The organism is Nocardiopsis dassonvillei (assembly GCF_964273065.1).
Lineage (GTDB): Bacteria > Actinomycetota > Actinomycetes > Streptosporangiales > Streptosporangiaceae > Nocardiopsis > Nocardiopsis dassonvillei_B.
The window spans coordinates 347,199-368,656 of sequence record NZ_OZ186815.1 but is presented as its reverse complement, the minus strand read 5'-3'; the positions used below and the strand labels follow the sequence as shown (position 1 = coordinate 368,656).

At 75.1% G+C, this 21,458-nt stretch carries 22 protein-coding genes and 1 pseudogene; 13 read left to right on the top strand and 10 right to left on the bottom strand.

What is annotated here, in order from left to right; translation table 11 throughout:
• Positions 1-287: 287 nt before the first annotated feature.
• The gene (locus ACSUPR_RS01790; protein WP_436888945.1) at positions 288-497 is read left to right on the top strand and encodes a 4-oxalocrotonate tautomerase family protein; all 210 of its coding nucleotides are present in this window, start codon (positions 288-290) and stop codon (positions 495-497) included.
• 326 nt (positions 498-823) lie between these two features.
• On the opposite strand, the gene ACSUPR_RS01785 is transcribed toward ACSUPR_RS01790, so the two are convergent.
• Positions 824-3,091, bottom strand: a complete 2,268-nt coding sequence (locus ACSUPR_RS01785) for an ATP-binding cassette domain-containing protein (RefSeq protein ID WP_436888943.1) — start codon at positions 3,089-3,091, stop codon at positions 824-826.
• Between the two features lie 70 nt (positions 3,092-3,161).
• Between ACSUPR_RS01785 and ACSUPR_RS01780 the strand changes: the two genes are divergently transcribed.
• Positions 3,162-3,971, top strand: a complete 810-nt coding sequence (locus tag ACSUPR_RS01780; protein ID WP_436888941.1) for a TetR/AcrR family transcriptional regulator — start codon at positions 3,162-3,164, stop codon at positions 3,969-3,971.
• On the opposite strand, the gene ACSUPR_RS01775 is transcribed toward ACSUPR_RS01780, so the two are convergent.
• Positions 3,960-4,799 (bottom strand): alpha/beta fold hydrolase, encoded by an 840-nt coding sequence (locus ACSUPR_RS01775; RefSeq protein ID WP_436888940.1) that lies wholly within the window; start codon positions 4,797-4,799, stop codon positions 3,960-3,962. The genes ACSUPR_RS01780 and ACSUPR_RS01775 overlap by 12 nt on opposite strands.
• A 268-nt stretch (positions 4,800-5,067) precedes the next feature.
• Here ACSUPR_RS01775 and ACSUPR_RS01770 point away from each other — a divergent pair, with 268 nt between their 5' ends.
• From ACSUPR_RS01770 to ACSUPR_RS01760, 3 genes are all read left to right on the top strand, one after another.
• On the top strand, positions 5,068-6,366 hold the full coding sequence (locus tag ACSUPR_RS01770; RefSeq protein WP_436888938.1) for an MFS transporter: 1,299 nt from the start codon (positions 5,068-5,070) through the stop codon (positions 6,364-6,366).
• A gap of 71 nt (positions 6,367-6,437) precedes the next feature.
• Positions 6,438-6,794 (top strand): hypothetical protein, encoded by a 357-nt coding sequence (locus ACSUPR_RS01765; protein ID WP_436888936.1) that lies wholly within the window; start codon positions 6,438-6,440, stop codon positions 6,792-6,794.
• 85 nt (positions 6,795-6,879) lie between these two features.
• Positions 6,880-8,052: a GDSL-type esterase/lipase family protein gene (locus ACSUPR_RS01760; protein ID WP_436888934.1), complete on the top strand. Its 1,173-nt coding sequence runs from the start codon at positions 6,880-6,882 to the stop codon at positions 8,050-8,052.
• Between the two features lie 132 nt (positions 8,053-8,184).
• Here the strand turns inward: ACSUPR_RS01760 and ACSUPR_RS01755 are convergent.
• The 5 genes and pseudogenes from ACSUPR_RS01755 to gdhA form a co-directional block, all read right to left on the bottom strand.
• Positions 8,185-8,403, bottom strand: a pseudogene (locus tag ACSUPR_RS01755) (SDR family NAD(P)-dependent oxidoreductase); the annotation flags it as partial.
• A gap of 58 nt (positions 8,404-8,461) precedes the next feature.
• The gene (locus ACSUPR_RS01750) at positions 8,462-8,797 is read right to left on the bottom strand and encodes an ArsR/SmtB family transcription factor (RefSeq protein WP_436888932.1); all 336 of its coding nucleotides are present in this window, start codon (positions 8,795-8,797) and stop codon (positions 8,462-8,464) included.
• Between the two features lie 196 nt (positions 8,798-8,993).
• A complete protein-coding gene (locus ACSUPR_RS01745; RefSeq protein WP_436888930.1) occupies positions 8,994-9,833 on the bottom strand; it encodes a MerR family transcriptional regulator in 840 nt (279 codons plus the stop codon).
• An 11-nt stretch (positions 9,834-9,844) separates the two neighbouring features.
• On the bottom strand, positions 9,845-10,735 hold the full coding sequence (locus tag ACSUPR_RS01740; RefSeq protein ID WP_436888928.1) for a DUF2268 domain-containing protein: 891 nt from the start codon (positions 10,733-10,735) through the stop codon (positions 9,845-9,847).
• 104 nt (positions 10,736-10,839) lie between these two features.
• The gene (gene gdhA, locus ACSUPR_RS01735; protein WP_436888926.1) at positions 10,840-12,219 is read right to left on the bottom strand and encodes an NADP-specific glutamate dehydrogenase; all 1,380 of its coding nucleotides are present in this window, start codon (positions 12,217-12,219) and stop codon (positions 10,840-10,842) included.
• 230 nt (positions 12,220-12,449) lie between these two features.
• On the opposite strand from gdhA, the gene ACSUPR_RS01730 reads away from it, so the two are divergent.
• The 4 genes from ACSUPR_RS01730 to ACSUPR_RS01715 all read left to right on the top strand — a co-directional run bounded on the left by ACSUPR_RS01730 (position 12,450) and on the right by ACSUPR_RS01715 (position 15,854).
• Positions 12,450-13,127 carry a GNAT family N-acetyltransferase gene (locus ACSUPR_RS01730; protein WP_436888924.1) on the top strand — a complete coding sequence of 226 codons (678 nt, stop codon included), beginning with the start codon at positions 12,450-12,452 and terminating at the stop codon, positions 13,125-13,127.
• A gap of 38 nt (positions 13,128-13,165) precedes the next feature.
• The gene (locus tag ACSUPR_RS01725; protein WP_436888922.1) at positions 13,166-13,669 is read left to right on the top strand and encodes a hypothetical protein; all 504 of its coding nucleotides are present in this window, start codon (positions 13,166-13,168) and stop codon (positions 13,667-13,669) included.
• Positions 13,666-14,721, top strand: coding sequence for a Gfo/Idh/MocA family protein (locus ACSUPR_RS01720; protein WP_436888920.1), 1,056 nt, complete (start codon positions 13,666-13,668; stop codon positions 14,719-14,721). Before ACSUPR_RS01725 ends, ACSUPR_RS01720 begins: the two co-directional genes overlap by 4 nt.
• A gap of 332 nt (positions 14,722-15,053) precedes the next feature.
• Positions 15,054-15,854 (top strand): phosphotransferase, encoded by an 801-nt coding sequence (locus tag ACSUPR_RS01715; RefSeq protein WP_436888918.1) that lies wholly within the window; start codon positions 15,054-15,056, stop codon positions 15,852-15,854.
• A 73-nt stretch (positions 15,855-15,927) separates the two neighbouring features.
• Here the strand turns inward: ACSUPR_RS01715 and ACSUPR_RS01710 are convergent, their stop codons facing one another.
• Positions 15,928-16,491 (bottom strand): helix-turn-helix domain-containing protein, encoded by a 564-nt coding sequence (locus tag ACSUPR_RS01710; protein ID WP_436888917.1) that lies wholly within the window; start codon positions 16,489-16,491, stop codon positions 15,928-15,930.
• Between the two features lie 41 nt (positions 16,492-16,532).
• Here ACSUPR_RS01710 and ACSUPR_RS01705 point away from each other — a divergent pair, with 41 nt between their 5' ends.
• Positions 16,533-17,051: an N-acetyltransferase family protein gene (locus tag ACSUPR_RS01705; protein WP_436888915.1), complete on the top strand. Its 519-nt coding sequence runs from the start codon at positions 16,533-16,535 to the stop codon at positions 17,049-17,051.
• A gap of 100 nt (positions 17,052-17,151) precedes the next feature.
• Positions 17,152-18,114, top strand: a complete 963-nt coding sequence (locus tag ACSUPR_RS01700) for an EamA family transporter (RefSeq protein WP_436888913.1) — start codon at positions 17,152-17,154, stop codon at positions 18,112-18,114.
• A 40-nt stretch (positions 18,115-18,154) separates the two neighbouring features.
• Here ACSUPR_RS01700 and ACSUPR_RS01695 read toward each other — a convergent pair whose 3' ends face one another.
• Entirely contained in the window at positions 18,155-18,547 is a 393-nt protein-coding gene (locus tag ACSUPR_RS01695; RefSeq protein ID WP_436888912.1) for a DUF2784 domain-containing protein, read from the bottom strand.
• A gap of 117 nt (positions 18,548-18,664) precedes the next feature.
• Here ACSUPR_RS01695 and ACSUPR_RS01690 point away from each other — a divergent pair, with 117 nt between their 5' ends.
• Positions 18,665-19,504: an SDR family oxidoreductase gene (locus tag ACSUPR_RS01690; RefSeq protein WP_436888910.1), complete on the top strand. Its 840-nt coding sequence runs from the start codon at positions 18,665-18,667 to the stop codon at positions 19,502-19,504.
• 46 nt (positions 19,505-19,550) lie between these two features.
• Here the strand turns inward: ACSUPR_RS01690 and ACSUPR_RS01685 are convergent, their stop codons facing one another.
• The gene (locus ACSUPR_RS01685) at positions 19,551-19,997 is read right to left on the bottom strand and encodes an HIT family protein (protein WP_436888908.1); all 447 of its coding nucleotides are present in this window, start codon (positions 19,995-19,997) and stop codon (positions 19,551-19,553) included.
• A gap of 146 nt (positions 19,998-20,143) precedes the next feature.
• Here ACSUPR_RS01685 and ACSUPR_RS01680 point away from each other — a divergent pair, with 146 nt between their 5' ends.
• Positions 20,144-21,151: a DUF2804 domain-containing protein gene (locus ACSUPR_RS01680; RefSeq protein ID WP_436888907.1), complete on the top strand. Its 1,008-nt coding sequence runs from the start codon at positions 20,144-20,146 to the stop codon at positions 21,149-21,151.
• The last annotated feature ends 307 nt before the right edge of the window (positions 21,152-21,458 follow it).

Sequence of the window (21,458 nt, the reverse complement as noted above, 5' to 3'; positions counted from 1 at the left end):
CCCACCCCGTCGTCCCCGGCGCCCGACCGAACGGTACCGACCGCTTCTCCCGCGCCGACGCAACCGTTGACGCACGCATCGATCCCAGCCGTGACGGCGGCGAGGTGAAGCCGCTCATGTGCGCCCGGATCCGGGTGCGGTCCCGCCAACGGCCCGGCACCGACGAACCGCTGACCCCCGCGTCGGCATCCGCCAACGCCTACACCAACCGAGAACGGCACCGCGGCCACACGTTCTCGGACACATGCTTCCGCATCACGGGAGAACCCATCCAAGGAGGAACACCCATGCCTTTCGCCAACTTCAAGGTCCCCGCGGGCACCATCACCGCCGAGGACAAGAAGAAGCTCGTCGAGCGCACCACCGACCTGTACGCGGAGATCTACGGTGAGCGGGCCCGACCCACCACCGTCGTGCTGGTCGACGAGGTCGCCGACGGCGGCTGGGGCGTCGCCGGCGGCGTCCTGACCGCCGCCATGCTCAACGGAGACGCCTGACCTCTCTCCTGTGCGGGGTCCGGCGCCGTGGCGCCGGACCCCGGCGGTGAAGTCGTGAACACCGCTGTCCCCGGAAGGGACCCGACCAGCACACACAACCCCGGGCGGAGGTCCGCCACTCGTGGCGGCATGCGGTCGCCGTGGTGCGGGAGGGGCGCCGGGGGTGGCCCCGCGGCCCTGGACACGTCGGTCCCGGGGCCGCGGGCCCCGAGCACATGAGAACCCCGCCCCCGGAAGGATCCGGGGGCGGGGTTCGGCGGTGCGGGGCGTCCGGTCGCGGCGCTACCGCTGAATCCCGTGCTGATCCTCCCCCGCCCCGGACGCGGTCACCGGCCCAGGTAGGTGCGCAGGTGGCGGGCGGTCAGGGTGTCGGACTCCTCGACCAGCTCGGCCGGGGAGCCCTCGAACACCACCCGGCCGCCCTCGTGCCCCGCGCCCGGACCCAGGTCGATGATGTGGTCGGCGTGCGCCATCACCGCCTGGTGGTGCTCGATCACGACCACCGTGTTGCCGTCGTCCACCAGCCGGTCCAGCAGCGCCAGCAGCCGGTCCACGTCGGCCAGGTGCAGGCCGGTGGTGGGCTCGTCCATCACGTACACCGCGCCCTGGCGGGCCATGGAGATCGCCAGCTTCAGGCGCTGGCGCTCACCCCCCGACAGCGTGGTCAGCGGCTGGCCCAGGCCCAGGTAGCCCAGTCCCACGTCGTGCAGCCGGTCCAGGACCACCCGGGCGCCGCCGGAGGGGAAGAACTCCCGGGCCTCCACCACGGACATGGCCAGGACCTGGCTGATGTCCTTGCCGCGCAGGGTGTGGACGAGGACCTCGGGGCGGAACCGCTTGCCCTCGCACTTCTCACAGGTGGTGGCCACCCCGGCCATCATCGCCAGGTCGGTGTAGATGACCCCGGCGCCCCTGCACTCGGGGCAGGCGCCCTCGGAGTTGGCGCTGAACAGCGCCGCCTTGACCCCGTTGGCCTTGGCGAAAGCGGTGCGGACGGGGTCCAGCAGCCCGGTGTAGGTGGCGGGGTTGGAGCGCCGGGACCCCTTGATGGGCGACTGGTCGACCACGACCACGCCCTCGCGGCCCGGCAGCGCCCCGTGGATGAGCGAGCTCTTGCCCGACCCGGCCACCCCGGTGACGACGGTGAGCACCCCCAGGGGGATGTCCACGCTGACGTCCTTGAGGTTGTGGGAGGTCGCCCCGGTGATGGGCAGCACCCCGCGGGGGGTGCGCACCCGCTCGCGCAGCCGCGCCCGGTGGTCCAGGTGGTCGCCGGTGAGGGTGCCCGAGGCGCGCAGCCCGGCCACGTCGCCGGTGTAGGTGATGCGCCCGCCCGCCGGTCCCGCACCAGGGCCCAGGTCGACCACGTGGTCGGCCAGGGCGATGGTCTCGGGCTTGTGCTCGACCACCAGCACGGTGTTGCCCTTGTCGCGCAGGCTCAGCAGCAGGTTGTTCATCCGCTCGATGTCGTGCGGGTGCAGCCCGACGGTGGGCTCGTCGAACACGTAGGTGACATCGCTGAGGCTGGAGCCCAGGTGGCGGACCATCTTGACCCGCTGGGACTCCCCGCCCGACAGCGTGCCCGACTCCCGGTCCAGGCTGAGGTAGCCCAGACCCACCTCCACGAGGGAGTCCAGGGTGTGGCCGAGGCTGTCCAGCAGCGGCTTGACCGAGGGCTCGTCCAGGCTCCGCACGAACGCCGCCAGCTCGTCGACCTGCATCGCCGAGCACTCGGTGATGGTGCGGCCGGCGACCTTCACCGACCGGGCGGCGGCGTTGAGGCGGGTGCCCCCGCACTCGGCGCAGGTGGAGAAGGTCACGGCGCGGTCGACGAACGCGCGCAGCCCCGCCTGCATCTTGTCGCGGTCCTTGGCCAGGTAGGTGCGCTTGATCTTGGGGACCAGGCCCTCGTAGCTGATGTTGTTGGTGCCGACCCTGACCTTGGTGCCCGGGTGGTACAGGAAGGTCTCGCGCTCCTGTTCGGTGTAGTCGCGCACCTTCTTGTCGGGGTCCAGCAGCCCGGAGGACGCGAACACCTGCCAGTACCAGGTGCCCACCCCGTAGCCGGGGGCGGTGATGGCGCCCTCGTTCAGGGACAGGTCGGCGTCGACCAGCTCGCCGATGTCGATGGTGTCGACCCGGCCCAGGCCCTCGCACCCGGGGCACATTCCCTCGGCGCTGTTGAAGCTGAAGGCGCTGGAGGGCTCCAGGCGCGGGGTGCCCACCCGGCTGAAGACGACCCGGAGCATGGCGGCGGCGTCGGTGGCGGTGCCCACCGTGGAGCGGGAGTTGGCGCCCATCCGCTCCTGGTCGACGATGATCGCGGCGCTGAGGTTGCGCAGCCCGTCCACCTCGGGGCGGCCCACGCTGGGCATGAACGACTGCACGAACGTCGTGTAGGTCTCGTTGATGAGCCGCTGGGACTCGGCGGCGATGGTGCCGAAGACCAGGGAGGACTTGCCCGACCCGGACAGGCCGGTGAAGACGGTCAGACGGCGCTTGGGGATGTCGACGTCGACCCCCGCCAGGTTGTTCTCCCTGGCCCCGCGGACCTGGATGGTGTCGTGGCCGTCGGCCGGATGCTCGGTTCGCACGCTGCGCTCCAGGTTTGCTTATGCGATAAACTTTCGGACCGATCGAGTTTATGCCATAAGGAGGACAATCTTGGTCGTGTACCCCGGACACGGTGACGCACGCCGCGCGATGTCCCTGCTGTGGCGGCCCCCGCAGGGCGCGCCCCGGGCCGCCGCCGGCCGCCGCCCCGAACTCACCGTGGACCTGGTGGTGGCCACGGCCGTGGAGGTGGCCGACGCCGACGGGATGGAGGCGCTGTCCATGCGGGCGGTCGGGGAGCGCCTGGGCCGCACCGCCATGTCCCTCTACACCTACGTGGCCAGCAAGAACGAACTCGTCGAGCTGATGTACGACCACGTCTTCGGCGAGCCCGCCGACGCCGCCGAGGCCGACGGCTCCCCCGACTGGCGCACCGCGACCGAGGCCTGGGCCGTGCGCCTGTGGGACTTCTACCTGCGCCATCCCTGGACCCTGGAGGTCTCCACCGCACGGCCGGTGCTGGGACCCAACGAGTACCGGCTCTTCGAGGCGCTGGCGGCGGTGCTGCACCGGGCCGGCCTGGCACCGGTACGCATCCGCACCACCTACGGGACCCTGTTCAACCTGGTGCGCGGCCAGGTGCGGGTGGCCGCCGAGGCCCGCCGCGCCGAGGCGGTCACCGGGATCGCCGAGGACGTGTGGTGGCACGAGCGGTCGTCCCTGCTGGAGGAGGTCGCGCCGGACTTCGACGCGCGCTTTCCCACACTGACCCTCATGGCGCAGGCCGGGGCGTTCGCCAACGAGAACGAGTCCGAGCCCTACCTGGAGCAGGAGGCCCGCGAGACGTTCCGCGCGGGGCTGGCCTCGGTCCTGGACTCGCTGGAGGCGTCCCTGTCGGGCCCCGGGCGCTCACGCCCGTAGGAAGTCCAGCACCGCGGGGCCCTGTCCGACGACGGCGTGGCCCACGCCGGGAAGCACGCTGACGGCGGCGTGCGGAACGTGCGCGCGCAGCCGCCGCGCGGTGTCGGCCGAGTCGATCATGACGTCGCGCCCGCCCACGACCGCCAGCACCGGCATGTCCAGACTCCGCAGGTCGGCGTCGGAGAACACGGGCAGCGTCTCGGTGCGCGGCCGGAACTCCCCGAACGTCGCGGCCACCTCCCGCACCAGCGGTGCGTGCTCGGGGGCGTGCAGGCCCAGGACGGCGCGCACCGACCGCAGCCTGCCCCGTCGGCCGAACGCGCTCCAGGCCAGGGCGCGGGCCAGGCGGAGGGGGGTCTGGCGGCCGATGCCGCCGGGGCACACCAGGGCCAGCCTCTCGACCCGGCCGGGACGGCGGACCGCCTGGTCCAGGGCGGTCCACCCGCCCAGGGACATGCCGACGAAGGCCGCCCGGGACAGTCCGAGCCCGGCCATGACGTCGTCCAGCCACAGGGCGACGGCGTCGGAGGCCAGGGCGGGGCGGGAGGGGGCGCTCAGCCCGGGCTCGCCGACGATGTCCACGGCGTGCACCCGCAGGTGCCGCGACCAGGAGGCGACATCGCCCGCCCACACCGAGGAGTTGGCGCCCGAGCCGTGGAGCAGTACCACGGGCGGCGCCTCCGGAGGGCCGCTGACCAGGACGAACGTCTCCCCCTCGCGGGTGGGCACCCGCACCTGCTCGGCGGGCACCGGCCAGGACTCCAGCGCCCGGCGGTACCGCCTCAGGGCCTCCCGTTCCCCGGCCTCGGTCCGGTAGATGGCGACCATCGAACGTCTCCTCCCCCTGGTGTGCGCATGAGGGCGCATCACTCCTCAACAGACCTCAGGAACATACCTTAAACTTCCCTATTCTGGCCAATATGGGGAACTTCAAAGAACTCAGGGGAAGCAGGCGCCGTCCCCGCTTCACCGGCGGGGGCCCTGGAGGACGAAGAGCGGGAGCGTGTCCACCGGGGCCGGGACCACCGCCGCCGACCCCGGGCCGACGGGAAAAACAGTGGCCGCCGACCGCGTCCGCGAACCAGCGTGAGCGCACGTGACCGACACTCGCCGGGTTCCCGCCGAAGGCCTGTTCTCCCGCCCCCACGCGGCCGCCACCACCGGGTTCGCGGTGGTGATGTTCCTGACCGGGCCGGCGGCGCTGGCGGTGGTCCCCACCCTGCCCACGGCCGCCCGCGACCTGGACGGGGTGCCGCTCTACCCGCTGGTGGCCGGATGCTTCGTGTCCGCGAGCCTGCTCGGCGGGGTGGTGGGCGGCCACTGGGCCGACCGCGCCGGGGCGCACCGCCCGCTGGCCGCGGGCCGGTTCCTGGACGGGCTGGCGGGCGGCATGGTCGCGGTGTCGGTGAACACCGCCATCGGCCAGTCCTTCCCCGAACGCCTGCGCCCGCGCGCCCTGGCGCTGATGAGCGCCTGCTGGGTCATCCCCTCCCTGGTGGGGCCGCCGCTGGCCGGCGTGGTGACCGAGCTGTGGACCTGGCGCGCGGTGTTCCTGGGCCTGGCCGGGCTCACCCTGCTCCCCGCCCTGGCGGTGGCGTTCCTGCTGCGCGCCCGCCCGCTGTCCGGTGCCGTCCGGGCGGAGGACCCCGCCCGGCGGCCGCCGCTGCTCGTCGCCGCGGCGGTCAGCGCGGGCGCCGCCGCGGGCCAGTACGGGATCTCGGGGTGGGACGCCCGCCACCTGGCGTTCGCGGCGGCAGGGATCGCCCTGCTCGCGGTGTTCGCACCCCGGCTGCTGCCCCCGGGCACCTGGCGGGTGGTGCGCGGACTCCCGGCCACGGTGCTGCTGTGCGGAGCGGGGTCGGGGGCCTTCTTCACCCTGGAGGCCCTGGTGCCGCTGATGCTGGTGGCCGAACGCGACGCCGCCCCGGTGATGATCGGCCTGCTCTTCACCGGGGCGGCGGTCCTGTGGGCGGCCGCCTCCTGGGTCCAGGGCCGACTGCTGGAACAGGTCCCCAGACACCGGCTGGTGGCGGCCGGGGCGGCGGTGATGGTCGCGGCGGTCGCCGTGGCCGTGACCGGCGCGCTCCCGGCGGTCCCCGCGCCGGTGGCCGGGGCCTCCATGCTCGTGGCCGCGGCGGGCATGGGGATGCTCGCCCCCTCGCTCACCGTGCTGTCGCTGGCGCACAGCCCGGGGCGGCAGGGGTACGCCGGCAGCGCGATGCAGATCAACCAGAACCTGGGGCAGGTCATGGTGCTGGGCGCCGCCGCGGCGGTCTCCAGCCTGGCCCTGGTCCTGGGGGCGGCCGCACCTGCGGGGTACGCCGCCGCCTTCGCCCTGCTGCTGGTCCCCTGTGCGGGGGCCGCCCTGCTGGCCGCCCGCACCCGTAGCGCCTGACCTGGAAAAACCGGGTGCACAACCCCGGCGGTCGGACTATCGTCGACGGGTCGCCACCGAGAAAGGACGGCATGCCGACCGATCGCCCCCGCACCTTCGAGGTCCTCGTCCCCGGCCACGGCACCGACGAGGAGGTCTCGCAGGCGTCCGACTCCGTCGCCCGCCTGCTGTGCCCCGAACCCGGGCACGAGGGCCCCTGCCCGATCCCCTGGAGCCTGGGCTCGCGCCTGGAAGAGGAGGAGCCCGACCCCGTGGGCACCGGGCACAGCCTCGTCGTGGGCCTGTACGCCTCCGCCGCCGAGGCCCGCGCGGCCGCCGAGCGCATCGAGGCCGCCCTGGGCCGCCCGGCGCACCTGGTGGAGGCACTCCCGCAGGATTACCCCTACCTCGCCGGGCAGTACCGCATCGAGCGCGGGCCGGAGGCGTAGGGCCCGCCGGGCCCCGCACCATCGACGCCCTGGAAGCCCCGCTGCGGAACCGGCCCGCACCCGACCACCGCTAGGAACACCACCCATGGACCCCGTCACCACCCCGGTCACCGCGGACCTGCTGCGCGGCGCCGTCGAGATCCAGCCCACCGAACACGGACCGCGCCCGGTGCGCCTGCCCCGGTGGGCGCTGGCCCAGGCCCCCGACCCGCTGATGGACGACCTCGCCGCCCAGACCTCCGGCGTCCGCCTGGCCCTGCGCACCCGCGCCACCCGCATCGAACTCCGCACCCTGCCCACCAAGCGCTCCTACACCGGCGCCCCGCCGCGTCCCGCCGGCGTCTACGACCTCCTCGTCGACGGGCGCCTCACCGCCCAGGGCACCGCCGACGGTGGCGACACCCTGGTCATCGACCTGGCCACCGGGAACACCGAACGCCGCCCCGGCCCCGTCGCGACCGTGCGCTTCACCGGCCTGCCCGACCACGACAAGGACGTCGAGATCTGGCTGCCGCACAACGAGGCCACCACACCGGTCGCCCTGCGCACCGACGCGCCCGTGGCCCCCGCACCCGACCGCGGGCGGCGGGTGTGGCTGCACCACGGCAGCTCCATCAGCCACGGCTCGGACGCGGCGAGCCCCACCGCCACCTGGCCCGCGGTCGCCGCCGCCCGGGCCGGGGTCGAGCTGGTCAACCTGGGGCTGAGCGGCAACGCCGTGGTGGACCCGTTCACCGCCCGTACCCTGCGCGGCATCGCGGCGGACGCGATCAGCGTCAAGCTCGGCATCAACGTCGTCAACCAGGACGCCATGCGGTTGCGCGCGTTCGGCCCGGCCGTGCACGGGTTCCTCGACACCGTCCGCGAGGGCCACCCCGACACCCCGCTGCTGGTGGTCTCCCCCCTGCACTGCGCCCTCCACGAGGAGGTCCCCGGCCCCACGCAGATGGACACGGCCGCCCTCGCCCGGGGACGGCTGTCCTACCGGGCCCAGGGGGATCCGGCCGAGCGCGCGGCCGGGCGCCTGGCGCTCACCGACATCCGCCGCGAGCTGGCCCGCATCGTGAAGGAGCGGGCGGCGCACGACCCGCACCTGCACCACCTGGACGGACTGGAGCTTTACGGGCGGGCCGACGAGGCCGAACTGCCCATGCCCGACTCCCTGCACCCGGACACCGCCGGCCACCGCCGCATCGGCGAGCGGTTCGCCGCGCTGGCCTTCTCCGAGGACGGGCCGCTGGCCGCCCCGCGGCCCTAGGGTGTTCGGCGGATCGTTCCGGGTCGCGGCCGTCGGGCCGCCTCCCGCCGCGCCGACCGCGCTCGGACGGCCGAACCCGGCCCGGCCGGCGTTGTCGACCAGCACGTCGATGCGTCCGAAACGGTCCGGCACCGCCCGCACCAGGGGCGGTGCCGCGGCGGTGTCGCGGGCGTCGTACTCCAGGGCCGGGAAGCGGCCGGGGTGACCGGCCGCCAGGTCGGACACGGCCTCGGGGCGGCGCACGGCCGCCGCCACGCGCCCGCCCGACGCCAGGGCCGCCTCGGCCAGGGCGCGCCCCAGGCCGCGGGAGGCGCCGGTGATGATCCGGGTACGTGTCGGTGTCGTCGTCATGGGGGCGACGCCAGGCCTTCGAGCGCGCTCGAAGGCAAGCCCGCGCGGCGGTGCGCCTTCAGCGCGCGGCGGCCCGCCCGGCCCGGTCGGCGGTCACGACCGCGTCCAGCAGACCGGGGAAGGCGGCCTCGACCTCCGGGCGGCGCAGCGTGTTCATCCGCGAGGTGCCCTCGTAGTACTGCCGGATGAGCCCGGCCTCGCGCAGGATGCGGAAGTGGTGGGTGGCGGTGGACTTGCTGACCGGCAGGTCGAAGCCCCCGCAGGCGATATCGGCCGGTGCGTCGTAGAGCTGCTCGACGATGCTGCGCCGCACCGGGTCCACGAGCGCCTCCAGGAGCCGCTGCAGGGTCAGGGACGCGGCGTCGGGGTGGCGGGGAATGCGCTCGTTGTCCATGCGGTCATTGTACGAGCAGCATCGAAATTCGGTGCCGCCCAGGCCCCGCGGCGCATCCCGGGCCCCGCCCCGGTCTCAGGCGCGGGCGTACTCGGTGACGGCCGCCCCGTTGTCGAACTCCCCGCCGGGCCCCGCGATGCGCCCGCCCGGGGAGACGGCGACGTAGTAGACGGGCTCCCGCATAAAATCACTCCATTCAAAGTACTTCACTCGAAGTGATTGTGGGCCCGGCAGGCGCCCCGGGCCCCGGCCGGCGATATCCCGGGAGAGTCCCCGGCTCTCGAACACAGGCACGGACGTGCAGGTGCAGTGCCTCGCGCACGAACGCCGCGACCTCCCGGTCCCCGTAGATCCCGCCGTAGGCGGGATCCTGTACGTAAGCATCGGCCAGGCACCGCACCATCTCGATCGACCGCTCGCGGTCGCCCGCGTGGATCGGGGTGCCCGGGACCGCCAGCCACGCCACGTGCCGGACGGCCAGCTTCCGGACGCGCCCGGAGTCCGGGGCCGCGCCCTCGCGCCAGGCCGCCGCCCACCCGGCCACCAGGTCCTCGGCCCCGCGCTTCCACTCCTGCTGCTCGCGCAGGCTCTTGGAGTGCCACCACTCGTTGGCCGCCCGGAACGCCTCCCCGCCCCAGCGCCGCACGACCTCGTCCTCGTACCGGTCGTTGAACCCGTCCAGCAGCACGTCCGGGTCGGGGTCCATCCCCGCCTCCCGCGCCTCCAGGGTGCGCCGCACCGCCCGCAGGTGCTGGTCGATCCGGTCGCGCTCCTGCTCCAGCGCCGTGACGTGCGCCCGCAGTCCCTCGACCTCGTCGACCTCCTCGGCCAGCACCCGGCCGATGGCGGCCAGCCCCATCCCGGTACGGCGCAGCAGCAGGATCCGCTGCAACCGGGCGACCTGGACGGGACCGTAGAGGCGCAGGCCCCCCGGCCCCGTCCGGGCGGGGGCCAGCAGCCCCGCCTGGTCGTAGTGGCGCAGGGTACGGCTGCTCACGCCCGCCCGGGCCGCCAGCTCACCGATCGTCCACTCCACCGCCGCCCCCGTCACCGGCCCAGGCGGCCCAGCGCCGTGGCGACGACCTCCGCATGGTCCGCGCGCAGCGCCTGTGCCGCGCTGAGCCCGGTCTCCGCCAGGTAGGCGTCGACCAGCCGGTTCCCGGCCGCGTACCCGGCCCCGGGGGGCAGCCCCACCGGAGCCGTGCCGAAGCGCCTGGCGCTCTCGTCGCCGTGCACCCAGGCCGTGAAGTTCTCCATACCGGTCACCTCCAGTCCCGACAGCACCTTGTCGAACGCGGCGTCATCGTGCAGGGGCGGCACACCGATGCGGGCGCGCCCCAGCTCGTCGCCGTACAGCTGCCGGGCGAACGCGTCGGCCAGCCCCTCGCCCACCACGTGCTCGCCGACCGTGACCGTCGCCGGGTCCCACACCACCCCGCCGGGACCGTAGCGCAGGTTGTGGTGCAGCTCGTGCACGGCGGTGGCCTCCAACCGCTCCAGGTTCTCCGGGAACGGCCACAGCGTGATGGAGACGTACCCGGAGATCCCACCGAAACCGGCCACGCCCAGGGCGGTGTCCGTGAAGTGGGCGTCACCCGGGTCGCCCAGGGCGAGCAGCACCGTGATGTCGGGGACCTCCAGTCCCGGCACCGCCCCGCCCAGCACGGCGGCGGCGCCGTCCAGGGCCTTGTGCACCCGGTTCCAGGCGTCGGCCCCCGCCAACTCCTCCAGCGCCGCCAGGCAGCGCTCCTCCTCGCGGTCCAGGGGGAAGCCCATGCCCCGCAGGTGCACGTCGGCGAGGTCGACCTCCCCGGGCGCGAAACGGTACATCCCCCGCAGGGGTTCCAGCATCTCCCCCAGCAGGCGGCGGCGGTCGGCGGCGGGGGCGCGCAGTACGCGCTCCATGCCGGTACGGGTGTCCACAACGGTGATCGTCATGTCGTCCGACGGTAGGGGTTGACGCTGCGTCAACCGCAAACCGGCGCCCGGCCGCCCAGGAGCCGGTCCCCGTCCGCGCGCCCCCGCCCCGCCCTCGCGGCCGGCTAGATGAGCCCCTGGGCGAGCATGGCGTCGGCCACCCGCTCGAACCCGGCGGCGTTGGCCCCCACCACGTAGTCGCCCGGAGCGCCGTGCCGCTCGGCCGCCGCCTCGCAGCGGTCGTGCACGTCGGCCATGATGCGCGCCAGCTCCGTCTCGGTGTGTTCGAACGACCACGACTCGCGGCGGGCGTTCTGGCGCATCTCCAGGACGCTGGTGGCCACCCCGCCCGCGTTGGCCGCCTTGCCGGGGGCGAACAGCACACCGGCCTCGCGCAGCACCCGCACCGCCTCGGGCGTGGTGGGCATGTTGGCCCCCTCCACCACCGCCGCCACCTCGTTGCGCACCAGGGTGCGGGCGGCGTCGACGTCCAGCTCGTTCTGGGTGGCGCACGGGATCGCCACCGCGCACGGCACGTCCCACACATCGCCGCCCGCCACGTACCGGGCGTCCCCGCCGCGCCGGGCGGGGTAGTCGGCGACCCGGCCCCGCTCCACCTCCTTGATCTGCTTCAGCAGCTCCAGGTCGAGGCCCTTGTCGTCGATCACGTAGCCGCCGGAGTCGGAGCAGGCCACCACCACGGCCCCCAGCTGCTGCGCCTTCTCCACCGCGTACAGGGCGACGTTGCCCGCCCCCGACACCACCACGCGGGCGCCCTCCAGGGACCGGCCCCGGCGCTCCAGCATCCGCTGGGCGAACAGCACCGCCCCGTACCCGGTGGCCTCGGTACGCACCCGCGAGCCGCCCCACTCCAGTCCCTTGCCGGTGAGCACCCCCGCCTCCCAGCGGTTGGCCAGCCGCCGGTACTGGCCGAACAGGTAGCCGATCTCGCGGCCGCCCACACCGATGTCCCCGGCGGGCACGTCGGTGTGCTCGCCCAGGTGGCGGAACAGCTCGGTCATGAACGACTGGCAGAACCGCTCGACCTCGGCGTCGGAACGGCCCTTGGGGTCGAAGTCGGAGCCGCCCTTGCCGCCGCCGATGCTCATGCCGGTCAGGGCGTTCTTGAAGATCTGCTCGAAGCCGAGGAACTTCACCACCCCCAGGTCCACGCTCGGGTGGAAGCGCAGACCGCCCTTGTAGGGGCCCAGCGCACCGTTGAACTCCACCCGGAAACCCCGGTTGACGTGGACGCGGCCGCGGTCGTCGCGCCAGGGGACGCGGAACACGATCTGGCGCTCGGGCTCGCACAGGCGCTCCAGGATCCCGGCCTCGACGTACTCGGGGTGCTGGACCAGCACCGGGGAGAGCGTCTCCAGGACCTCCAGGACGGCTTGGCGGAACTCCGGCTGGTCGGGGTCGCGGCGCACCACCCGCTCGTAGGCGGCGCGCACGGCGGGGTGGTGGTCGGCCAGGCCGGTGGCGTGAACGTCGAACTTGCGCAACGCGGTCCTCTCGGTGGCGGCGCCCCGACGCCGGGTGGGGCGGCCGCGGCAAAGGTGCTGTCGTGGCTGTTTCGGTGGCGTGTCATCGACGTTACACACGCCCCGTCGGGCATCCCCACTCCCGGGGTGTGCCGACGGTCACCCCGGCCGGGGATGTCACCGAGGTGTGATCGAATACAGACATCAGACCCAGGGGTCGCACCCGCCCCGCGCCCCGCTAAGGACACCCCATGCCGAACCCGACCACCGCACCCCTGCCCGGCCTGGTCCGCCGCTGGCAGCACGGCTGGGGGACGGCGCGCTCCCTGCCCGACCCGGTGGAGGAGGACGGAGCGCTGCGCGTGCACTTCGGGTTCGAGCACCGCCACGACGAGTACGTGCTGCTGGACGCCGACGGCGCCCCCCACACCCTCGGCACCGCCGCCGAACGCGCCCTGGCCTCCCCGCACACCGACTGGCTGACCGTGCCCACCACCGCACCGGACAAGGCCGCGCTGCTGCTGGAGGAGGCGGGGCTCGAGGTCGACCCGGGCACCGAGACGCTCATGGGGATCGACCTGGACGAGCACCCCATCCTGGACCCGCCCCGCCCCTACCGGGTCACGGTCGGGCGCGCCCGCGCGGTGATCAGGGTGCGCGCCTCCACACACGAAGGGGAGGAGGCGGCGAGCGGCGCCATGGGCATCACCGACGGCGACGCCGTCGCCGACTCCATCACCACCGAACCCGACCACCGCCGCCGCGGCCTGGGCGCGGCGGTCATGTCCGCCCTGGCCTGGCACGCCCGCCGCGCGGGCGCCACCGAAGGCCTGCTGGTCGCCTCCCCGCAGGGACGCCACCTGTACACCTCGCTGGGCTGGACCCCTCTGGCCACCGTCCTCATCGCCCGCACCCCGCCCGGAAAATAACGCGCGCCCGCACCCCGTCCCGCGCCATCATGGGCGCCATGGACGATCCGCTCCGGACCGAGGTGTCCGACCTCTTCGACGCCGACCCGGCGGGTTCGCCGCCCGACGTGTACATCCACGGCACCACCGGGGGAGGGCCGCGTCGGCTTCTGGACCCGGTGCGGGAACGCGGCCGGCCCCACCGCCACCCGGAGGGGGACGACGAGCGACCGGTGCCCCGGGCCGCGGCGGTGCTCGCGCGTCCGGCCGGCGCCGGACGCCCCGGACCGCGGGCCGACTCCGCCCACGGCGCCCCGGCGGTCTCCCGTTCCCCGAACCCCGGGGAGACCGGCTTCGGCGTCCACGTGCGCGAACTCCGGGGCCGGGAGCGCCCGGACCGCTCCTGGGACCTGCCGTCCTCGATCGGGCGGCGCCCGCACAGGCCGGTCCTGATGTACCCGGAAGGGGCCTCCCGCCATCCCCTGCTCGGCCACGCCCCGGCCGAGGACCGCACCGTGCGCGTCTGCGGGCCCGGCCCGGTGCATGCGAAGGGCCGCCCGTGAGCCCGGTACGGCTGGGGGTGGTCGGCCTGGTCCAGGGCCTCCACCTGGCGCGGTGGGCCCGCAGGGTCGGCATGGACGTGACCGCCGCGTGCGACACCGACCCCGGAGCCCGTGAGCGGGCCCGCGCCCACCTGCCCGGTGTCCCGCTGGGCGGGCACTGGCGCGACCTGCTCGACGCCGGCCTGGACGCGGTGCTCCTGGCCGACGACTTCGACACCCACGCCGCCCCGGCCGTGGCCTTCCTCGAACGCGGCGTCCACGTCCTGTCGGAGACCGCGGCCTGCGCCGACGCCGACCAGGGGCGCGCCCTGGTCGAGGCCGCCCGGGCGGCCTCGACCACCTACTCCTTCGCCGAGAACTACGTGCTGCACCCCCACGTGCGGCTGCTCCGGCGGATCGTCGCCGACGGAGAACTCGGCCGCGTCAACCTCATCGAGGCCGACTACCTGCACGGCATGTCCCCAGAGGCGGTCCGCGCCCTCACCGGCGACCCCGCGCACTGGCGCGGCCGAATCGCGTCCACCGCCTACTGCACGCACTCGCTGTCCCCGATCCTGGCCGTCACCGGGGCGCTGCCGGTGGAGGTCACCGCCTTCCCCGTCGACACCGCCGACCCGCGCGGGGCGGCCGTGATGGCGGTGCGCCTGTCCACCGGCGCGCTGGCCCTGACCCGCAACGGCTTCCTCCAGGGCGAGTCCGACGCCCACTGGAGCCGGATGTCGGTGCACGGCACCCTCGCCGCGGCCGAATCGGTCCGGGCCGCCGGGGAGCGCGCCTGGTCGGTGCGGGTGCGCCACGAGGGCTGGACCCGCCGCGACGGCAGGGCGCACGAGGAGGAGCGCACCGAGCCGCCGGTGCTCGTGGACGGTGCGCCCGTGGCGCGCGGGGAGGAGGGGACGGTCCTGGTCCTGCGCGGCCTGCGCGACACCGTCGAACACGGGGCGCCGCCCCTGGTCGGAGTGCGCGAGGCGGTGGCCGCCTCCCTGGTCGGGGTGGCCGGGGCCCGCTCCCTGGCCGAGGGGTCGCGGCCGGTCCCCGTCCCGCTGCCCTGACCCCGGCCGCGCGCCGGCGCGGACGCGGTCCGGCGGGCGCCCTGCCCTCCCGGCGGCATGCCGGGGCCCTCCGCGAAGCGGACGCGCCGGGGCCGACGGTGGCGCGCCCCGGCCGGGGCCGCGGCCCGCGCGCGCCTGTCGCGGCGCGAGACCCCGATCCTGGTGCGGGTCGGGTTCGCGCGCGAGGCCCTGCCGTTCTCGCCGTACCGTTCGCGGGTGCGGGGCAGCGGCTTCTCCTCCCGGGAGAACGGTGACGGGCCGTGGGCCTCCCTTCCGGACGTGGTCCCCCGCCGCTCCCGCCCCCGGCCGGCCCTCCGTGCCAGGCTGGGCACATGGACGACCCCCGCCCCACGCCGCTGCCCGGCGGCATGATGAACACCGTCACCCGCCGCGGCGACCGGGTGCTGCGCACCGCCCCCGCCACCGCGGCCGCCCTGCACACCCACCTGCGCGCCCTGCCTGCGGCCGGGTTCGACGGCGCCCCCCGCCCGCTGGCCCTGCACCCCGACGGCCACGAGGAGCTGGGCTTCGTCGAGGGAGAGGTGGCCCTGCCCCCCTTCCCCGGCTGGATCGCCGACGACGCGGTCCTGGCCTCGGCCGCGCGCCTGCTGCGCCGCTACCACGGCGCCGCCGCCCGGATCCCCGTGGACACCGCCGCCCCCTGGCCCGCCGACCTGGCCGACCCCCGCGGCGGCCCGCTGCTGTGCCACAACGACCCGTGCGTGCAGAACCTCGTGTTCGACGGCCGCCGAGCGGCGGCCCTCATCGACTTCGACCTGGCCGCCCCGGGCCGCCCGCTCTGGGACGTGGCCGCCCTGGCCTACTACATGGGCCCCACCCTGCCCCCCGAGGCCGCCGCGGGGAGGGTGTGGGAGGGCCTGGACACCGCCCGCCGCCTGCGCCTGCTCGCCGACTCCTACGGCCTGGCCGGCCCCGACCGGGCGCTGCTGCCGCAGACGGTGGAGGAGTACCTGGCGGTGGCCCGCGCCTTCGTGGCCGGGCGCCTGGAGGCGGGCGAGGAGGCGTTCGTGCGCGCCCACACCGACGGCGGCGGCTGGGCCCCCTGGGACGGGCGCCGGGACTGGCTGGCCGAGCAGCGCCCCCGCCTGGTCCGCGCCCTCACCGACGCCTGAGGGGCCCGTCTCCGGGCCGCCCGCCGCAGGACGGCAGGGGGCGGCCCGGAGGCGGGACCCGGCGGCGGCCCCCTCAGGGGGCGCGGCGGGTGACGGCCACCAGGTAGCGGCACTCGGCGCGCCCGGGGTTGTGGAACTCGCACGGGGCGGCCGGGCCCAGCTGGAGGCAGTCGCCCCTGTCCAGTGCGTGCACGGTCTCCCCCTCCCGGAACTCCAGCGCCCCCTCCAGCACCCAGATCTGGTGGTGGGTGAAGGCGTAGGCCTCAGCGGGGAAGGCCACCCGCGCCCCCGGCGGCAGGTGCACCTCCACGAGTTCGAGGCGGCCGTCGGAGCCGGGCGAGACCGCCCGGCGGGTGTACCCGGTGTCGGGGTCGGTCCACACCGGCTGCTCGTCTCGGCGGGCCAGGCGGCGCTCACCGCGTTCGGCACTGGCGATCAGCTCCGACAGGGTGATGCCCAGCGCCGCCGACAGCCGCCCCAGCAGGGAGGCGGTGGGCTGGACGTCGCCGTTCTCGATCCGGCTGATCATGGCCCGGGAGACCCCGGAGCGGTCGGCCAGGGCGGCGCCGGTCAGGCCCCGGTCGGCACGCAGGCGCTGGAGGGTGGTGGCGAGGGCCACAGAGAGGTCATCGCTCATGGGGTTCATCATAGTGGACGAATTCGTTTACCATCCTCAATATGAACGCGATGCCCGCCCTCCACACCGTGCGTGACGCCACCTCGGCCGACGCCGCCGCCTGCGCCGAGATCTACGCGCCCTACGTGACCGACACCGCCATCACCTTCGAGCTCGAACCCCCCACCGCCCAGGAGATGGCCGCCCGCATCACCACCGCCCAGCGCGCCCACGCCTGGCTCGTCCTGGAGGACGCCGACGGCACCGTCCAGGGCTACGCCTACGGCGGCACCTTCCGCACCCGCGCCGCCTACGACCACAGCTGCGAGGTCAGTGTCTACCTGCGCCGCGGCCTGCGCCGCACCGGCGCCGGACGCACCCTCTACACGGCGCTGCTGCCCCGCCTGGCCCGGCGCGGCATGACCCGCGCCATCGCCTGCATGACCCTGCCCAACGACGCCAGCCTGGGCCTGCACCGCGCCCTGGGCTTCACCGACGTCGGCGTCATGCACAAGGTCGGCCGCAAGCACGGTGCCTGGCACGACGTCGCCTGGGCCGAACTCGACCTCACCGCCCCCTGACCGGGCCGCCCGGCCGGCGCGAAACCGATGGAGGGCCGACCCCGCGGCCCCCTATCCTTCAAAGATCCCACCTTTACCGCGCCGTCCCCCGGGAGAGCCCGTGCCCGCAGCACCCGCCCGCCACCGCCCCACCGGCCTGGCCTTCGCCCTCGCCTCGGCCCTGGCCTTCGGCGGCTCGGGCGTCTTCGCCCGCCCCCTGCTCGACGCCGGCATGGACTCCGTCCACGTCACCTGGCTGCGCCTGGCCGGCGCCGCCCTCCTGCTGCTGCCCGTCGCCGTGCGCCACCGCCGCCTGCTGACCCGCAGCCCCCTGCTCATCCTCGCCTACGGCGTGTTCCCCATGGCCGGCGTCCAGGCCCTGTACTTCGCCGCGATCGCCCGCATCCCCGTCGGCATCGCCCTGCTCATCGAATTCCTCGGCCCCGTCCTGGTCCTGCTCTGGCTGCGCGTGGTGCGCCGCACCAAGGTCTCCCCGGCCGCCGTCGTCGGCGTCGTCCTGGCCGTCACCGGCCTGGTCCTGCTCCTGGAGGTGTGGGCCGGCATGCGGCTGGACGCCGTCGGCGTCGGCCTGGCCCTGGGCGCGGCCGCCGGCCAGGCCGCCTACTTCCTACTGTCGGACCGCACCGGCGAGGACGCCGACCCCCTCGCCGTCATCGCCTTCGGGTCCCTCACCGCCACCCTCCTGCTGCTGCCCCTGGCCCGACCCTGGAACCTGGACTGGGAGCTGCTCGCCGCCACCACCGCCCTGGGCCCGCTGCCGCTGCCCGGCTGGTCCCTGGCGCTGTGGCTGGGCCTGGTGTCCACGGTCCTCGCCTACTTCACCGGCATCGCCGCCGTGCGCCGCCTGTCCCCGCAGATCGCCGGAGGAGTCGCCTACCTGGAGGTCGTCACCGCGATCGTGCTGGCGTGGATCCTGCTGGGCGAGGCCCTCACCCCGGTACAGATCCTCGGCGCGGCCGTCATCGTCGCCGGGGCGTTCATCGCCCAGACCGCCGTCCCGGGCACCCCCGAACCCCCCGCCGCGGCACCCGCCGACCCCGACCGGCCCGCCGCCCTGGCCTGACCCCGGCCCGCGGCCCGCCCCCCGGCGGGCCGCGCGGCGCTCACCCCACCGGCGACGGCTCCCCCTCACGGGCCGTGCGCCGCCGCGACAGCCACCAGGCCCCCGCCCACGAGCAGGCGACGAGCGCCCCGATCACGTACCGCGAGGTCATCAGGTGCTCGCGCGGGTACAGGGTCCCGGTCAGGTAGTGGTCGATGAAACCGGACCCCATCACCGGCCGCCCCGTCGCCGCCCGCGACCAGTTCTCGATCTCGGTCAGGAAGCACGGCCAGTCCACGATCACGATCCCCAGCGCGTAGGCGGCCACCCCCAGGTGCACCCAGAACAGGCGGGGCCGCCACCACGCGGCGAAGCCGCCCAGGACCACACAGGCGAAGAACACGAAGTGCAGGGCCGCGGCCGTGTGCCCGGCCAGCAGGATGAGGAGGGTCATGCGCCCGAAACTACGCAGCCCCGCCCCCTCCGGCATCGGTACGGCTACTCACCCCCGCTGAGCACCCGTACTCAGAAACCGCCCCCGGCGGACCCCGGCCCGGTAGCGTGGCCGTCCATGACCACCGTTCTCGTCCTCGGCGCCGGCGGACACCTGGGCGGCGAGGTCGTCCGCCGGGCCCTGGCCGCGGGCCACCGTGTGGCCGCCACCTCCACCGGCCGCGCCCACCGCGCCCCGGGCCCGGCCTGGCACACCCTGGACCTGCGCGACCGCGACGCCGTCACCGACCTGCTGTGCCGGGTGCGCCCGGACACGGTCGTCAACACCGCCTACCGGTACGGAGACTGGGCCGTCACCGCCGACGGCGCCGCCCACGCCGCCCTGGCCGCCGCCGCGGCCGGCGCCCGCCTGGTCCACGTCTCCAGCGACGCCGTGTTCTCCGGCGCCGCCGACTCCTACCCCGAGACCGCCCCGCCCGACCCCGTCAACCCCTACGGCGCCGCCAAGGCCGCGGCCGAGACCGCCGTCAGGGCCCTGCACCCCGACGCGGTCATCGCCCGCACCTCCCTCATCGTCGGCGACGGCGGCTCCGCCCACGAGCGCCTGGTCCACGACCTGGCCTCGGGCGCCACCGCCGGCGCCCTGTTCACCGACGACGTCCGCTGCCCGGTCCACGTCGGCGACCTGGCCCGGGCCCTGCTGGAACTGGCGGCCACCGACCGCACCGGGATCCACCACCTCGCCGGACCCGACGCCCTGAGCCGCCACGAACTCGGCGTCCTCATCGCCCGCCGCGACGGCCTGGACCCCGACCGGCTGCCCCGCGGGCGGCGCGCCGAAAGCGGTCCGCCCGGCCCGCTGGACGTGCGCCTGGACTGCACCGCCACCCAGGCGGTGCTGCGCACCCGCCTGCGCGGGGCCCGCACCTTCCTGGCCCCGGCCCCGCGGCCGCACTGACCCGAGAGGCCGGGAACACGGGAAGCGGGATCCGCCCGGCCCGCCGTCAGCCGCCGGGCAGCAGGGAGCTCAGCCGCGCCGCCTGCCCGTCCAGCACCGCCCGGTCGGCCTCCTCCCACACCGCCTGGACGGAGAACGTGTCCCCCGCGAACCGCGGGAAGACGTGCAGGTGCACGTGGAAGACCTCCTGCCCGGCGGCCTCGCCGTCGGCCAGGAACAGGTTCACCCCCTCGCAGCGCACCGCACCGCCGCGCAGCGCCGTCCCCACCCGGCGGGCCACGCTCCACATCCGCGCGCCCACCGCGTCGTCCAGGTCGCCCAGCCCCGCCACGTGCACCCGCGGCACCACCAGCACGTGTCCCGGCGTCACGGGGAACAGGTCCATGAACGCCAGCACCGCCTCGTCCTCGTAGACCGTGCTGACCGCCGCACTCCCGTCGCGGATCGCACAGAACACGCAGCCGCCGCCGTCCACGGGAACCCTCCCTCGCATCGCGCACCCCGCGGCGGGGGCACCGCGGGAGACCACCGTCGCACGCCCCCCGCGCCGGGCGCCAAGCCTTTTCACCCGGCCACGCCCCGCGCCCGGCGGGACCGGCCTTCCCCCGAGGGCGGCCCGTGCCCCCTATGCTGCCGGTCATGCCTACTCACGAGCCCGAGATCACCGCCCCCGTCGACCTGTGCACCCCCCGGGGCCACCTGGACCCCCGGGCCGTGGGCTGGTCGCGCACCCCCCTGCACACCACCGCCCTGCCCCGCGGCCGGGGGCGCCGCAAGAAGTGGGAGTACTGGTGCGTCCTCACCCCCACACACCTGGTCGCCCTCACCCTCGCCGACCTCGACTACCTGTCCCTGGCCTCCGTCTACCTGCTGGAATACGGGGGCGTGGAGACCGGCCGCACCGCCCTGGGGCCGCTCGGACACGGCGTGCGCCTGCCCGACACCCTGGACGCCGGACCCGCCGCCGCCCTGGGCCCCGTCCGCGCCCGCATCACCCCCGGCCCCGACGGCACCCGGCTGGTCTTCGCCTGCGACACCGACCGGGGCCGACTGCACGCCGACCTCACCGTCGACCTGCCCCCGGCCCACGAGACCATGAACGTGGTCATCCCCTGGAGCGAGACCCGCTTCCAGTACACCTCCAAGCACACCGCCCGCCCCGCCCGCGGCACCCTGCGCCTGGGCGGGCGCACCCTGGACTTCACCGGCGGCTGGGGCGTCCTGGACCACGGCCGCGGCCTGTGGCCCTACGACACCCTCTGGAACTGGGGCGCCGCCGCCGGGACCACCGACGGCCACGTCCTGGGCCTGCAACTGGGCGGACGGTGGACACAGGGGACCGGGCTGACCGAGAACGCCCTGTGCGTGGACGGGCGCCTGACCAAGGTCGGCGAGGAACTCCACTGGGACTACGACCCCGACGACGACTCCTCCCCCTGGTGGATCCGCACCCCCTCATCCGACCGGGTGGACCTGGTGTTCACCCCCTTCCACCGGCGCCTGGACCGCATCGACACCGGGATCCTGGTCAACGACACCCGCCAGTGCTTCGGCCACTACACCGGCACCGTGCGCACCGACGAGGGCACCGAGATCTCCGTGGACGGCCTCACCGGCTTCGCCGAACACGTCCACATGCGCTGGTGACGCCCCGCGCCGCCGCACCGGTGCGGGCGACCCCGGATCCCGCCCCGCCGGGGAAGGCGTCCGCGGCGGCGCGACCCCGCCCGCCCCCGGCCCCCACGCCCGCCCGCGCCCCCGCCCCGCCTGGACCGTCCTCGCCGGACCGCCCCCGTGAGGGCGACTGAACACCGGCCTTAAGGAGCGCTCACCGCCCACCGCACAATCACCACAAGTGTGGACATCAGAGTGCCGGATCTCCGACCAGGCAAGACGAACAGCCGACATCGGGTTCTGGAACATGCCGTTTCGTCCAAATCCTGCTAGCGTGCGG

What these genes read in the sequence shown, in the direction of transcription:
- ACSUPR_RS01790 (WP_436888945.1), top strand. Translation starts at nt 288, where the DNA reads ATGCCTTTCGCCAACTTCAAGGTCCCCGCGGGCACCATCACCGCCGAG.
- ACSUPR_RS01775 (WP_436888940.1), bottom strand. Translation starts at nt 4,799, where the DNA reads ATGGTCGCCATCTACCGGACCGAGGCCGGGGAACGGGAGGCCCTGAGG.
- ACSUPR_RS01765 (WP_436888936.1), top strand. Translation starts at nt 6,438, where the DNA reads ATGCCGACCGATCGCCCCCGCACCTTCGAGGTCCTCGTCCCCGGCCAC.
- ACSUPR_RS01760 (WP_436888934.1), top strand. Translation starts at nt 6,880, where the DNA reads ATGGACCCCGTCACCACCCCGGTCACCGCGGACCTGCTGCGCGGCGCC.
- ACSUPR_RS01750 (WP_436888932.1), bottom strand. Translation starts at nt 8,797, where the DNA reads ATGGACAACGAGCGCATTCCCCGCCACCCCGACGCCGCGTCCCTGACC.
- ACSUPR_RS01740 (WP_436888928.1), bottom strand. Translation starts at nt 10,735, where the DNA reads ATGACGATCACCGTTGTGGACACCCGTACCGGCATGGAGCGCGTACTG.
- ACSUPR_RS01730 (WP_436888924.1), top strand. Translation starts at nt 12,450, where the DNA reads ATGCCGAACCCGACCACCGCACCCCTGCCCGGCCTGGTCCGCCGCTGG.
- ACSUPR_RS01725 (WP_436888922.1), top strand. Translation starts at nt 13,166, where the DNA reads ATGGACGATCCGCTCCGGACCGAGGTGTCCGACCTCTTCGACGCCGAC.
- ACSUPR_RS01715 (WP_436888918.1), top strand. Translation starts at nt 15,054, where the DNA reads ATGGACGACCCCCGCCCCACGCCGCTGCCCGGCGGCATGATGAACACC.
- ACSUPR_RS01710 (WP_436888917.1), bottom strand. Translation starts at nt 16,491, where the DNA reads ATGAGCGATGACCTCTCTGTGGCCCTCGCCACCACCCTCCAGCGCCTG.
- ACSUPR_RS01705 (WP_436888915.1), top strand. Translation starts at nt 16,533, where the DNA reads ATGAACGCGATGCCCGCCCTCCACACCGTGCGTGACGCCACCTCGGCC.
- ACSUPR_RS01695 (WP_436888912.1), bottom strand. Translation starts at nt 18,547, where the DNA reads ATGACCCTCCTCATCCTGCTGGCCGGGCACACGGCCGCGGCCCTGCAC.
- ACSUPR_RS01690 (WP_436888910.1), top strand. Translation starts at nt 18,665, where the DNA reads ATGACCACCGTTCTCGTCCTCGGCGCCGGCGGACACCTGGGCGGCGAG.
- ACSUPR_RS01685 (WP_436888908.1), bottom strand. Translation starts at nt 19,997, where the DNA reads ATGCGAGGGAGGGTTCCCGTGGACGGCGGCGGCTGCGTGTTCTGTGCG.
- ACSUPR_RS01680 (WP_436888907.1), top strand. Translation starts at nt 20,144, where the DNA reads ATGCCTACTCACGAGCCCGAGATCACCGCCCCCGTCGACCTGTGCACC.